The 12,820-nt window shown below is 67.7% G+C and carries 10 protein-coding genes; 5 read left to right on the forward strand and 5 right to left on the reverse strand.

Features of this window, described 5'->3' with window-relative positions; genetic code table 11:
- Positions 1 to 16: 16 nt before the first annotated feature.
- From FDW81_RS04655 to FDW81_RS04665, 3 genes are read right to left on the reverse strand one after another with little or no spacing between them, the layout of a single operon-like run.
- A complete protein-coding gene (locus FDW81_RS04655) occupies positions 17 to 838 on the reverse strand; it encodes an ABC transporter ATP-binding protein (RefSeq protein ID WP_138133009.1) in 822 nt (273 codons plus the stop codon).
- Positions 835 to 1,938, reverse strand: a complete 1,104-nt coding sequence (locus FDW81_RS04660; protein WP_240719944.1) for an iron chelate uptake ABC transporter family permease subunit — start codon at positions 1,936 to 1,938, stop codon at positions 835 to 837. Before FDW81_RS04660 ends, FDW81_RS04655 begins: the two co-directional genes overlap by 4 nt.
- Entirely contained in the window at positions 1,935 to 3,020 is a 1,086-nt protein-coding gene (locus FDW81_RS04665) for an iron ABC transporter permease (RefSeq protein ID WP_240719946.1), read from the reverse strand. The genes FDW81_RS04660 and FDW81_RS04665 overlap by 4 nt, the downstream gene beginning before the upstream one ends.
- Positions 3,021 to 3,144: 124 nt before the next feature.
- On the opposite strand from FDW81_RS04665, the gene FDW81_RS04670 reads away from it, so the two are divergent.
- Together FDW81_RS04670 and FDW81_RS04675 are read left to right on the forward strand one after the other, a co-directional pair.
- Positions 3,145 to 4,155, forward strand: a complete 1,011-nt coding sequence (locus FDW81_RS04670; RefSeq protein ID WP_171027108.1) for an ABC transporter substrate-binding protein — start codon at positions 3,145 to 3,147, stop codon at positions 4,153 to 4,155.
- Positions 4,156 to 4,163: 8 nt separating this feature from the next.
- A complete protein-coding gene (locus FDW81_RS04675) occupies positions 4,164 to 5,072 on the forward strand; it encodes a siderophore-interacting protein (RefSeq protein ID WP_240719948.1) in 909 nt (302 codons plus the stop codon).
- A 378-nt stretch (positions 5,073 to 5,450) separates the two neighbouring features.
- On the opposite strand, the gene FDW81_RS04685 is transcribed toward FDW81_RS04675, so the two are convergent.
- Positions 5,451 to 7,439, reverse strand: coding sequence for a hypothetical protein (locus tag FDW81_RS04685; RefSeq protein WP_138133012.1), 1,989 nt, complete (start codon positions 7,437 to 7,439; stop codon positions 5,451 to 5,453).
- 155 nt (positions 7,440 to 7,594) lie between these two features.
- Between FDW81_RS04685 and FDW81_RS04690 the strand changes: the two genes are divergently transcribed.
- From FDW81_RS04690 to FDW81_RS04700, 3 genes are all read left to right on the forward strand, one after another.
- Positions 7,595 to 9,178, forward strand: a complete 1,584-nt coding sequence (locus FDW81_RS04690; RefSeq protein WP_138133013.1) for a triacylglycerol lipase — start codon at positions 7,595 to 7,597, stop codon at positions 9,176 to 9,178.
- A 35-nt stretch (positions 9,179 to 9,213) separates the two neighbouring features.
- Entirely contained in the window at positions 9,214 to 10,542 is a 1,329-nt protein-coding gene (locus FDW81_RS04695) for a S8 family serine peptidase (protein ID WP_138133014.1), read from the forward strand.
- Between the two features lie 76 nt (positions 10,543 to 10,618).
- Positions 10,619 to 10,849: a hypothetical protein gene (locus tag FDW81_RS04700; protein WP_138133015.1), complete on the forward strand. Its 231-nt coding sequence runs from the start codon at positions 10,619 to 10,621 to the stop codon at positions 10,847 to 10,849.
- Between the two features lie 37 nt (positions 10,850 to 10,886).
- Here the strand turns inward: FDW81_RS04700 and FDW81_RS04705 are convergent, their stop codons facing one another.
- The gene (locus FDW81_RS04705; RefSeq protein WP_138133016.1) at positions 10,887 to 12,746 is read right to left on the reverse strand and encodes a DNA/RNA non-specific endonuclease; all 1,860 of its coding nucleotides are present in this window, start codon (positions 12,744 to 12,746) and stop codon (positions 10,887 to 10,889) included.
- Positions 12,747 to 12,820 lie beyond the last annotated feature (74 nt).

The following is a 12,820-nucleotide window of genomic DNA, read 5'->3' on the forward strand; positions in this document are numbered from 1 at the left end:
CGCGCCGGGGACCTGCCTAAGCCCGTACCGCGGCCGCCGCTGTTCCCAATGGGATGACATGCGGGCGGCCCTCCGTTGGTTCGGACACCACGTGCGCGTCCAGGCCAAACACCTCCAGCAGGCGCGCGGGCGTAATGACTTCCGCGGGGGTGCCCTCTGCCACGATGGCACCGTTCTTCATGGCGACGATGTGGTCCGAATACCGGGCCGCGAGGGAGATGTCGTGCAGGACCATCACCACGGTGCGCTGGTGTTCACGGTTCAGCCTGCGGACAAGTTCCAGCACGTCCACCTGGTGCGCCAAATCCAGGTAGGTGGTGGGCTCGTCCAGGAGCAGGATCCCTGTTTCCTGCGCCAGCGTCATCGAGATCCAGGCGCGCTGCCGCTGGCCGCCGGAGAGGTCATCCAAAGGCGTGTCGGCCAGCCCCAGGATGTCCGTGGCAGCCAGGGCCCCGTCCACCACGGACTCATCGGAAGCGGAGAACTGCTGGTACCACTTCTGCCGGGGATGCCTGCCCCGGGAGACGAGGTCCGCCACCGAGAGCCCCGACGGCGCCGTTGGTGTCTGCGGCAGCACGCTGATCCGGGTGGCGATATGGCGGGTGGAATGCTGCCGCAGCGGGACGCCGTCAAGGAACACCTCGCCGGCCCGCGGCGCCAGGAGCCTGCCCAGGCCCCTCAGCAGCGTGGACTTGCCGCAGCCGTTGGGGCCGATGATCGAGGTGACCCGGGCGTTGGGAACCTCGAGGGAAAGGTTGCTGATGATGTCGGCACCGTCATAGCCAAGGCTGAGGTCCTGTGCGCGCAGGCCCTCCAACTGCTCCGTGGACAATTTCAACTCAGCCTCCGCTGGTACTTGAGGATCAGGTGGATCAGGAAAGGCGCGCCCACAACGGCGGTGGCAACTCCGACGGGCAGGGGAGCGGCCAGGACGTTCGCGGACAACGTGTCGGCCACGAGCACGAAGATGGCGCCCACCAAGGCGGATACGCCTACGGAGGGAACCACCGTGGAGGCCAGGGCCCGGGCAATCCGGGGGCTGGCCAGGGCAACGAACGCCACCGGACCGGCCGTCACCGTGGCCACGGAGGCGAGCAGGACGGCGAGGGTGAGGACAACCAGCCGCACCGTGCCGATCCGCGCCCCGAGCCCGACGGCGGTGTCCTCGCCCAGGCTGGTCAGCAGCAGCCACCTGCCGCTGGCCATGGCCGCGGCGAGCAGCACCGCCGCGCTGAGCGCCATGGGCTGCACGGTCTCCCACTCTTTCCCGTTCAGGGAACCCATCATCCAGGTCAGGGCCTGGGCGGCGCTGGTTACGTCGCCCAGCGTGAGGATCCAGGTGGTGAGGCTTGCTGCCAGGCCGGAGATTCCCAGGCCGGCGAGCACCAGGCGGTAGCTGTCCGCGCCCCGCCGGTAGGAGAGCAGGTACACCGCGATGCCGCTGAGGATGCCTGCGGTAAAGGCCGCAGCCGGCATCCCTACAGTGGCCGCGATACCGCTGAGGCCGGCGTGCCCGCCGCCCGCCACCACCAGCACGGTGACGGCGCCCAGGGATGCTCCCGCCGTCACGCCCAGCAGGTCCGGGCTGGCCAGCGGGTTGCGTGCCACGGTCTGGGTGATGGCGCCGGACGCCGCCAGGCAGGCACCGACGACGACGGCGGCCACCATGCGGGGTGCGCGGAACTCCGTCACGGCGAGGTGGATCCGGGGGTTGGTTTCATCGCCGAGCAGCGCCCGGAGGACATCGGGGTAGGCCAGGGGGGTCCCGCCGAAGGCGACGTGCAGCGCCATGGCCGCCACCGTCCCGAGGATGAGCAGGCCGGCAACCGCCAGGGCACGGACGTTGAATCGGATGGAGACCGGGCCGGCGCGCAGCGCCCTGATCTTTGTTTCGCCCGCGCTTCCTTGCGTGGGCCGCCGTTTCTGCAGGACGGTCATAGGGTTGCCAGCCTCCGGCGCCTGGCCAGGTAGACGAAGAAGGGTGCGCCCACCACGGCCAGGACCACGGCAACGGACAGTTCCCCGGGGCGGGCGATGAGGCGGCCGGCGGTGTCCGCGAGCAGGACGAGTGTTGCCCCGGTGAAGAGGGACAGGGGAACAAGGCACCGGTAGTCGGGCCCGGTGACGGCCCGGGTGAGATGGGGGACCAGCAGTCCGGCGAAGGCAATGGGCCCGGCAAGCGTCACTGCTGTTCCGGCCAGCAGGGTGACAGCTCCGATGCCCATGGCGCGGGCGCGCAGCACCGGGATGCCCAGGGAAACCGCGGTGTCCGAGCCCAGGGCGAGGGCGTTCAGTGCGCGGATGTTCACCACGGCCATGACCACGCCGGCGGCGATGAAAGGCCACACCAGTTCAAGCACTCCCGAGCGTCCCGCCAGGGAGCCCACCTGCCAGAAGCGCAGGGTGTCCAGTGCCTGGTCGTTGAGCAGCACGATTCCTGCCACCAGCCCGGAACACAGCGCGGTGACGGCGGCACCGGCAAGGACCAGGGTGACCGGGGTGGCGCCGTACCGGGCCGCCGAACCGATCATGAACACCAGGACACTCGCTGCCAGCGCCCCGGCGAAGGCCAGTAGCGCCTGGGTAAGGGCGGGAAGGTCGCCGGCAACCGCCGTCGCGGCAACAATGGCCAGCGCTGCGCCCTGGTTGATGCCGAGCAGCCCGGGGTCGGCCACGGGATTCCGGGTGTGCCCCTGCACCAGGGTTCCGGCCAGGCCCAGGCAGATTCCGGCGCAGATGCCCAACACTGTCCGGGGCCAGCGCAGCTCACGGATGGTCACGTCCATCGCGTTCCCGGCGGGGGTGAAGACGGCGTGCCACACCTCCTGCAGGGACGAGGGCTGGCCGCCGATGCACATGCTGAGGACGCAGGCCGCGAACAATGCGAGTGCGGAAGTGAAGAGCCATGCCTTGCGGTTTCGGGGCGCCTTCCGGCCCGGATTGCCCGGTTGGGTGGCGGAGGGAGGCTCCTTCCGGGCGGCGTGCGGCCCCGGTCCTGGTCCGGCGATCAGCGTCTTCACATGCGGCTTTCTATTACGTCACGGGTTTGTGAGCTATTCCCCCAAGTGCTGCTACAGTCTACGGCAGGCGCAGGTAAGCCTTGCCTAATGCGTCGCATCCCCACAATCTTCCGAAGGCATCCCCGTGAAAATTCGCATCATCCGGCAGCTCACCGCTGCCGCCGCCGGCCTGGTGCTCCTGGCCACCGCCGCCTGCGGCTCCCCGGCCGCAAGCACCAGCAGCACCAGCTCCACCGCCGCCGCTGAGACGGTGGGCTTCCCGCTCACCATGGATCACACCATGGGTTCCACCACCATCGGATCCGCCCCCAAGCGGGTGGTTGCCCTGGATCCGAGCTACATCGACGCAGCCCTCCTGCTCGAGGCCGACCTGGTGGGCTACGTGCAGTACCGGCAGGACCCGAACGCCCCCTTCGCCCCCTACCTCGGCGACGTTGCCGAGGCCACCAAGGACTCCGTGAACGTGGGGACCCTGGCCGAGCCAAACCTGGAAAAGATCCTCGAACTGCAGCCGGACCTGATCGTTTCGGCAAAGGTCCGCCATGAAGCCCTGTACTCACAGCTGTCCAAGATCGCGCCCACCATCTTCTCCGTAAGCACCGGCCCCACCTGGAAGGAAAACGTCGTCTTCCTTGGCGAGGCCCTGGGCAAGAAGGAAAAAGCCGAAGAACTGGTCAAGGTCTACGAGGACCGCGCCGCGAAGGTCGGCGCCGAGATCCTGGCCAAGAAGCCGGACGCCACCTACTCCCTAATCCGGTTCACCGGTGGCGACACCGCCCGCCTGTACTCCTCAAACTCCTTCATCGGCGAGATTATGGCTGACATGAACATCCCGCGGCCCAAGGACCAGCCGGACAGTGACAAGGAAATCTTCGTGCCGCTGTCCGCCGAGCAGATCCTGCAGGGCGACGCAGGCCTGGTGATGGTCAGCGCCTTCACGCCCGCCGGGGCCGAAGGAGACAAGGCCCGCGCGCAGCAGGAGGCCTTCACGTCCAACCCGCTGTGGCAGCGGCTCCAGGGCGAGGTCATCGACGTGGACGACGCAACCTTCCTGGCCTCGGTCAGCATCCAGGGCGCCCACGCAGTGATCACGGACCTGGCCAAACACTACGGCGTGGATCCGCAGCTGCCGTAATGCTGCAGATGGCTGCTTCAGTACCGGTTACCCGGCACCCGGTCCGGGTGTTCGAGGCAGTGGTGGCGGAAGTGCGGGACCTGGGCCCGCACTTCCGCCGCATCACCTTTGCAGGTCCTTCGCTCCAGAACTTCGGAGTGCCGGGCCCCACCCTGGACCTCCGCATCAAGATGCTGCTGCCCGTGCCGGGGCACGCCCTGCAACTGCCCTGCGCCGTTGACGGCACCCTCGAGCAGGGCTGGTACCAGGCCTGGCTCCGGCAGGAACAGCCGGGCCGGGGTTTCGTCCGCAGCTACACGGTCCGCACCCTGCGGCGAAGCCCCGCCGGAGCCGAGCTCGACGTGGACTTCGTCCTCCATGCCGCCCCCGGTGGCCACGCCGGCCCCGGCACGGCCTGGGCACAGAATGCCGTGCCAGGGCAGCGGGCATGGTTCGTTGGACCCGACGTCACGGCGGTCACCACGGCCACTCCCCTCCCAGAGGCGGGCATCAACTGGAAGCCGGGCGCCGCACGGCACGTGTTGCTCGCCGGGGACGAAACAGCAGTCCCGGCCATCAGCTCAATCCTCGGGGCCCTCCCCGAACACCTCAGCGGGGAAGCCTTCCTGGAAGTCCCGGCTGCCGGCGACATCCTTCCGCTGGCCTCGGACAGCCGGGTCAGGGTCACCTGGCTGAACCGCGACGGCGGTGTCCCCCGCGGCCAGCGTCTGGAACGGGCGGTTGCCGATGCTGTGAGCAACGGCGACGCCGGATCCGGCACCTACGCCTGGGTGGGAGCCGAGGCGGAAACGGTCAGAGATCTTCGCCGCTGCCTGGTTGGCGCCGGGGTCGATGCAAGAATGTCCGAATTCCGCGGCTACTGGAGCCTCGGCAAGGCCGGTTCCGGGGCCAACGGTGTACCCCTGACTGACCCCTAACCTGCCTCTTCCACCGCTCCCGCGAGGTCAGGAACGGAAAGATGAGTACCCGGTACTCACGATCGGCTGCGGCGATGTCCATGGGGGAAGTGAACGGAACGAGGACCCTGGGCAAACCCTTGTGGGAGGAGTGGGACCCCAAAGTTTAAGGGAGTTACGGAACGGCCCTACAACAGCCAGTTGTACGGTCGCTACTCCGTGCGGTTTCCCGAAGGGGACCGTGCACGGGTCATCTGTGCCACCCTGCACGGCGTTGGACCGGAGGGGCATACCACCCCAGGTCTTCCGGCCCAACGTTCCGTTCACGTCCTCTACGTCGACTGGGTAGCGATTTGGGCCAAGAGCTAAGTGCCGGCACGGTTCCCGCGGGCATGACCGTCAAAGGGCCGCTTCGACCGCCCCCAGCGCCTCCAGGACCGGGCGCAGTGCTGTCACCGAATCGGCGGGCAGCTGGATCTGGGTCCGGAGCGGGATGTCCGCAGGCTCGCCGGGAAGGCTGGCCGGGGCGTTGGCGGGTTCGTCCGCGGGGACAGCGATGCGGCGCAGGGCATCACCGTCCCGGACGGTGATGACGGCAACCATGGTGTCAGGCAGCACCTCGCCCTCCAGCTGCTGCTCCGGCACCGACGGGGCGCTGTCATCGAGCAGGCCCGCATCAGCCGCGGCCTGGAACACCCGGCCGGCGAGCTGCCGGTCCACCGCCTGGCTGGTCTCGTCATTACCGCCCTGCAGCAGCTCATCCAGCACGCTGCGCTGCGCGGAGCCGTCCCCGTGCACGCCCAACCGGTAGGCGTAGCGCTCGCCGGGCGCGCCGCCGCTGACTTCAAACGACACCTCTGTCTCTTCAGCGCGTTCAGGGGCTGCACCGCTTCCGGCCATGCCGCGCAGCCGCTGCAGTACAGCGGCGCGGGGTTCCGGCCTCAGGGCATCAATGTTCTTCAGCGTCATGGCGGCCTCTTCAAATACCTCGGGCGGCTCGGATGCTCCGGCGGTGGGGGTGTGGCCGGAACCGTGGAAACCGGTGATGCGATTGTAGTGGCGGGCCACGGTCTCGGTGTTGTCCGCCATCACCGTGCCGGTGTTCACCGGGCTCCTGGCCGGGCACGCCGCATCCGCATACTCGTCGGGATGCCCCAGCATGTGTCCGAACTCGTGGGCGGCAACATCCCCGGTGTCGCTGGTGTCCCACAGGCGCATGTTCGAGCGCGCCGGCCCCGGCTGCACGCGCACCGCGTGGTGGGCTCCGGAGCCCACCCACTGCACGTCGAAGGTGACGGACTGGCGGCCGCCGTTGGGGGCCAGGCAGCTGAACCGGTCGGACCAGGTATTGATGATGCCGTTGCGCCACGTGGTCCGGAGGCTGTCCATGGTGGCGGTGCTGATGCCGGCATCCGGGTTCAGCTGGATCCGCACGGTGACCCTGGTCCCTGACTGGTGGTAGGCCGCCGTCCAGTTATAGACGCATTCGCTCACCCCGAATGAAACCTCGCCCGTCGGCTCCGCCTCGTGCACCCAGTACTTCTGCCAGACGTTGCCGTCGGTACCGCGCACAAAGACGTGCTCATGGTTCGGGCCCATGGAGCCGAGCGCAGGCTCGGAGGCCAGGACACCGCCGTCGTTGTGCCGGCCCCAGGGGTGCCAGCTGTTGGCGAAGTAGGCACGCTGCCACAGGGCGCCATCATTCCCGCGGGCGTAGACGTTGCACACGTCCCTGTTCCGCGAGATGGTGGCGGGCCCGCCGCTGAAGCCGCCGGCAGGGGCGCCGATGTTGAACCAGCCTTTCCAGCCGCCGGTCTGCGTCCAATATTTCTGCCACACGTTGCTGTCCGTGCCGCGGACGAAAATGTGCTCGTGGTCCGGGCCCATGGAACCAAGCGCAGGGTCGGAGGCGAGGGCGCCGCCATCATTGTGCCGTGCCCAGGGGTGCCAGCTGTTGGCGAACCAGGCACGCTGCCACAGGGCGCCGTCGTTGCCGCGGACGTAGACGTTGCAGACGTCCTTGTTCCTGGAGATGGTGGCGGGCCCGCCGCTGAAGCCGCCGGCCGGGGCGCCGATGTTGAACCAGCCGCTCCAGCCGCCGGTGCGCGTCCAGTACTTTTGCCACACGTTCCCGTCGGTACCGCGCACGAAGACGTGTTCATGGTCCGGGCCCATGGAGCCGAGCGCCGGCTCTGAGGCCAGGACGCCGCCGTCGTTGTGCCGGCCCCAGGGGTGCCAGCTGTTGGCGAACCAGGCACGCTGCCACAGGGCGTTGTCGTTGCCGCGGACGTAGACGTTGCAGACATCCTTGTTCCTGGAGATGGTGGCCGGACCACCGTTGAACCCGCCCGCAGGGGCACCGATGTTGAACCAGCCGCTCCAACCCATGTCCGCGCTCCGCTCCCTCGAAAGCTCTACTGGAACTGCTCCAGCAGGCCCAGTGGACCCGCCCGGGCGTTACTGCGGCGTTACCGTGCGGGTGCGACCCGGATCCGGCGCAGGCAGTAACGCCACCGTAACGGCACCCGTGGTCCACTCGCTCCATGGGAACAACCCCTTCTGACGGTCGGCTTCCTATCATCTACGTCCGCGGCTTCGCGGGCACCGGCTCCGCTATCAACAGTGCCGTGGACGACCCCTTCTACGGATTCAGCCAGGGTTCTGTCCATGTCCGCGCCGACGGCAGCGGGCGGGCAAAGTTCCACCAGTTCGAGTCCCCGATGCTGCGCCTGGTGGCAGACCACAAGTATGAGGTGCCGGTCCACGGCGACCAGTGGGCGTTCCTCAACAGCGCCGACGCCGGCTCCGTGAATTCGGCATCGATCTGGATCCACCGCTTCTACGACGATTCGGCCAACACCTTCGACCAGAACCCTGAGGACTTCTCCTTCGAAGAAGCGGCTCGCGACCTGTTCGGGCTGATCAAACTCGTGCTGGAAAAGACCGGCGCGCCGAAAGTCTTCCTGGTAGCCCACTCGATGGGCGGGCTGATCTGCCGTTCACTCCTGCAGCGCGTCATCCCCGAAAGCCTCGCCGGTGATGATGGAGCGGTGGACCCTGCCGCGGGTGCCAAGTACGTTGCCCGGGTGTTCACCTACGCGACGCCGCACGGCGGGATCCGCTTCGCCGTGGGGTTCGGCCTGTTCGAGAAAATCCGCGACGCCACCCGTTTCCAGGGGGCGGACATTTTCGGGCCCGACCGCATGTACGAATACCTCACCCCGCCCGCCCTCAGGAGGACCCGGACCCGCGATGCCTTCCGGGCTACGGAAATGCCCGACGACGGGTTCCCCGTCCAAGAGCTTTTTTGTCTGGTGGGCTCCAACCCGGAGGACTACGACGTCGCCATGGGCTTGTCCTCCAAAGCGGTGGGCACCCGCAGCGACGGACTGGTCCAGATCGACAATGCCGCGGTCAAGGGCGCGGTGTTGGCGGTGGTGCACCGCAGCCACAGCGGGCGCTACGGCATCGTCAATTCCGAAGAGGGCTACCAGAACCTCCAGCGTTTCCTGTTCGGCGACCTCAAGATTGAGGTGGAACTGGTGGGGTTCACCGTTGGCAAGGCCGACCCGCCCGAGGTGGAGTACCAGCTCGACGTCGGCCTGGCCATCCGCGGCCTCCCGGTCCTGGTCCACGAACAGAGCGCTGCCCACTTCTGCCCGGTGCAGGTCGAGCACTGGAAGGAAGGGGACCCGATCGACTCGCCGGTCCCGCTCCTGACCACGTTCCTTTCGTCCAAAGCCCCGCGGCCGCGTGTTGCCGGACGTGAAGTGCCCCGGTTGCGCCATGCCCTGAAATTGAAGCTGATGTCCATCATCGAAAAGGACGGGCACTTCTTCTTCGCCGACCACCTGGAACAGACCGAGGACTGGCAGGACACGCTGCTGGTGGACATCGAGCCGCCCTCAGCGGACCGGCCGCTGCCCAAGGCCTGGGCGGCGTGGAACAGCACAGTGCCCACCGCCCTCCGCGACTGGAACCCGACGGAGGAAGACCTGCTCAGGGACACCGACCCCACCCAGTACCGCTGGCAGGGATTCATTCCCGTGCCAAAGTTCTCGAGGGACCTCCTGGGACACCAGGCAGGCCTGCGCCTTACCGTCACCCCCAGGACCCTCACCCCCTAGAACCCCCACCCGACACCTGTAAAAGGAGAACAGCAATGATTGACCCCAATTCCTCCCCGGAATCCAACGCCGCCTCCGGTGCCGTCCCCGAAGCGGATTACTCCGGCGCGGAGACCACCGGCCGGTTCATCGTGGTCTTCGCCCAGCAGGAGACCAGCCCATCCTCGGTCTTGGAATCGGCGGGGCTGTCCAATGTGGCCGACTCCCGCGACTTCCAGGACCGTGAGGTGGACGCCTCGGAGACCAGCGGCGCGGACGCAACGTTCTTCAGTTCGCTGGGCATCGCGGTGGTCTCGGCGGAACCGGAGCAGATCGGCGTGCTGGAGACTTCAGAGGCCATGCCCGGCGCGGTGCTGTCCGTGTCCCCGGAACTGATCCACCACGTCCTGGCCGCCGGTCCCACAGAGTACGTCCGGGGTTACCGTGACGCCGTGCTGGACCTGGACAACCGCCTCAACGGAGGCAATGGGCAGGGGGCCGCGGTAGCAGCTCCGCCTACGGTGCCCATCTTCCAGGACACCGCCCAGTTCACGTGGGGGCTGCAGGCAGTGCAGGCCACGTCATCCCAGTACTCCGGACGCGGCATCAAAGTCGCGGTGCTGGACACGGGGTTCGACGCAAACCACCCGGACTTCACCGGACGCAACGTCACCAGCCGGTCCTTCATCCCGGGCGAATCCGCCCAGGACGGGCACGGGCACGGCACCCACTGCATCGGGACCGCCTGCGGCTCCAAGTCCCCGTCCACAGGGCCCCGCTACGGCGTGGCCTACGAGGCGGACATCTTCGCAGGCAAGGTGCTCAGCAACGGCGGTTCAGGCAGCGACGCCGGCATCCTGGCCGGCATTGACTGGGCCCTGACCAGCGGCTGCGCCATCATCTCCATGTCGCTCGGTGCCGACGTGCCCAAGATCCATCCGCCCTATGTGGCAGCAGGCAAGCGGGCATTGGACGCCGGCACGCTGATCATTGCGGCCGCGGGAAACAACGCCCGCCGGCTCCAGGGCAACAACGGCTTCGTTGGCACTCCGGCCAACAGTCCGTTCGTCATGGCCGTCGGCGCCCTGGACCACCAGCTGGACGTGACGTTCTTCTCCGCCCGCAGCCTGCCGATCCGGGGCGGACATGTGGACGTTGCCGGACCCGGCTGGCAGGTCTATTCGTCCTGGCCGATGCCCGCCCGGTACAAGAGCATCAGCGGCACCAGCATGGCCACCCCGCACGCTGCCGGCGTAGCCGCCCTCTGGGCACAGGCCACCGGCTTCCGCGGACGGGAACTCTGGTCCGCGCTGGTACAGGAGAGCGACCGGCTGATCGCGCCGTCCGTGGACGTGGGCTCCGGCCTGGTCATCGCCCCGCTCTGAGCACTTCTCTGACTGCCGCCTCTGAACACCACCTCCGAACACCGCCGTAAGGAAAGCCGTGAGGATAACCTGAGGGATGGTCAACATCAACGTCACGGTGGACCCGGAGCACCTGCCCGCCCTCGCAGATGTCGCGGACGCTCTGCGCGCCCGCGGCATGCAGGTGGAGCAGGTGCTGTCCATGGGCTTCATCACCGGATCCGCCGCCGAGGACAGCCTGCCGGCCCTGAAATCCGTGGCCGGGGTGCAGTCCGTGGACGAGGAACTGGGGTACCGGCTCCCGCCCCCGGAGGAGGACATCCAGTAGGTGCCCTCCCGGGGGCGGTGCCTACGCGGTCAAGCGCCTACCACTGGATGTCCGACGGCTCTTCCAGCGGGTGCCTGTCCCCGAGGGCTTCGGGGACAGCGAAGGTGTCCGCCTGCCGCAGTAGGTCCGCGAACTGCACTCCGGTGCGATCCTCCACTTCGGCAAGGGCAACCTGGAAGACGCGGAATTCGTCCAGTTCCAGCGCTTCGACCTGGTTCAGGTGCTGGGTCAGCAGGAAGGCACGGCTCTTGAGCTGCCCGTGCTCCATGAAGGCTATGACCTTCCAGTACTCGCGGGGCAGGGGAACTCCCCGGTAGGCGCTGTCATCGTCCTGCAGGACCGGGCCGCCGAACGCGCTGACCCTGAGGTCGTCGACGTCGGCGTCCGCAAACACCGCGTCCTCGATCTGCCCCCAGATCCCGTTCTTGCTGCTTTGGTTGAAGTCGTCCATCTGCGGCGTAATGTTCGTGAAGTAGAACGAATCCCTGTTGGCGCGCTCAGCCTCGTCCAGCGGGCCCCACAGCAGGTCGGCCCTGCGCGCCAGGTGGCCGCGGTCCAGGCGGTTGCCCCGGTAGAGCTCGTCCCCGATTTGGAAGTTGGCGGGGATCCGCGGGTCCTTGATGAAGTCGATGCCGCTCCGGGTCAGCTTTTTCAGGCTGCCGCCGTCGATGTTCCACGCCACCCAGCGGGCAAAGCGGCGGGACTTGCTGAGGGCCAGTGAAAAGTGGGTGTACGGGATGATCTCCGAGCCGCTGAGCCGGACAGCATCGCTGCCCAGCCCGGCAGAGAGGACAGGCAGGTCGATCCGGGGGCCGAGGAAATCGCCGGCGAACCCATGTGGAACGCTTTCACCGGCCTCAGCAGCTGCTGGCGGGCGGAGAGTGATTTCCAGCTTTTCGAACACGGACTGGGGCAGGCACGCCAGGGCGTGCTCGTCCGGGCTGTCGCCTGCTTCCCCGCCGAAGTGGAGGCCGGCCAGGACAGTGGTGAGTTCGCCGGACGGGGTCTTGAAAATCCAGGCGGCGCCCGAGTCCCCGCCGCGGCTGATTTCCCCGTCCACCGGGGGGTTGTCAGGGTCCGGGCCGATTTCGAAGCCGCCGATTGAGTGCGTTCCCGCAGACCCGTAGCGAAGCTTGGCGATGACGTCCACGCGGCGCACCACCCCATGGGTCACCCCCGTGGTGCGGCCGCTCTTGATCACCTTGTCACCGAGTTCAGGTTCGCCGAGCTGGTCCGGGGTCACGTCCAGGGACTGGATCGCGGTGGCGAATCCCCGCTCCTCGATGGTTGCCACGGCGCAGTCGCCCGCAACGCCGAGGTGGGAGCGCACCAGCCGGCCGAGCCCGTTGGCGGAAACCCGGTTGTCGTCGTGCGGGCCGGGCTGGACAACGGTATCCCCCAGAGCGCCGGCGGCACCGTGCAGCACGTGCCAGTTGCTGAGAATCAGGGGCGTCCCGTCATGCCTGTCATAGACAATGCAGCCGATGGTGCCGGCGCTGGACCGGATGTGGCCTACACTCACCCCCGGTTTGATCGGGTCGAGCCGGACCTTCGTCACCGGCGGCTCCGGCTCGGCCACCGCGCGGAAGGAGGGGCGGTAGTCCCGCTCGATGACATCAGTGGGCACCGGAACCCCGTCCACCATAATTAATTCCGGTACCGGTGTGGTGTCGAGGGATTCCAAGGCCTCCGGGGCCACCTTCTCACCGACAGTGAACTGGATGGAGACCTCGCCTGTTGGCTTCCCGTCGACAACTTTCTGGCCCACGCCGATTGAGGTGATGTTCGGGTCATCCAGGTAGGCGGCGCCTTTGGTCCTGATGAACTGCCGCAGCGAGGCCAACAGCTGTTCGTCGCCAGCGGGTGCCTGCCCGGCGGGACGTTCCGTGGTGTTCATGCCATGTCCATTTCCTGCGTTGTCTGCGTTACTGCCTGGCCGCGCGGGCGGCCTTGGAATCCGTCAGGGGTGAC

This window comes from Pseudarthrobacter sp. NamB4, assembly GCF_005796185.1.
In the GTDB taxonomy this organism is placed as follows: domain Bacteria; phylum Actinomycetota; class Actinomycetes; order Actinomycetales; family Micrococcaceae; genus Arthrobacter.

What these genes read in the sequence shown, in the direction of transcription:
- FDW81_RS04695 (WP_138133014.1), top strand. Translation starts at nt 9,214, where the DNA reads ATGATTGACCCCAATTCCTCCCCGGAATCCAACGCCGCCTCCGGTGCC.
- FDW81_RS04700 (WP_138133015.1), top strand. Translation starts at nt 10,619, where the DNA reads ATGGTCAACATCAACGTCACGGTGGACCCGGAGCACCTGCCCGCCCTC.
- FDW81_RS04685 (WP_138133012.1), bottom strand. Translation starts at nt 7,439, where the DNA reads ATGGGTTGGAGCGGCTGGTTCAACATCGGTGCCCCTGCGGGCGGGTTC.
- FDW81_RS04705 (WP_138133016.1), bottom strand. Translation starts at nt 12,746, where the DNA reads ATGAACACCACGGAACGTCCCGCCGGGCAGGCACCCGCTGGCGACGAA.
- FDW81_RS04690 (WP_138133013.1), top strand. Translation starts at nt 7,595, where the DNA reads ATGGGAACAACCCCTTCTGACGGTCGGCTTCCTATCATCTACGTCCGC.
- FDW81_RS04675 (WP_240719948.1), top strand. Translation starts at nt 4,164, where the DNA reads ATGGCTGCTTCAGTACCGGTTACCCGGCACCCGGTCCGGGTGTTCGAG.
- FDW81_RS04660 (WP_240719944.1), bottom strand. Translation starts at nt 1,938, where the DNA reads ATGACCGTCCTGCAGAAACGGCGGCCCACGCAAGGAAGCGCGGGCGAA.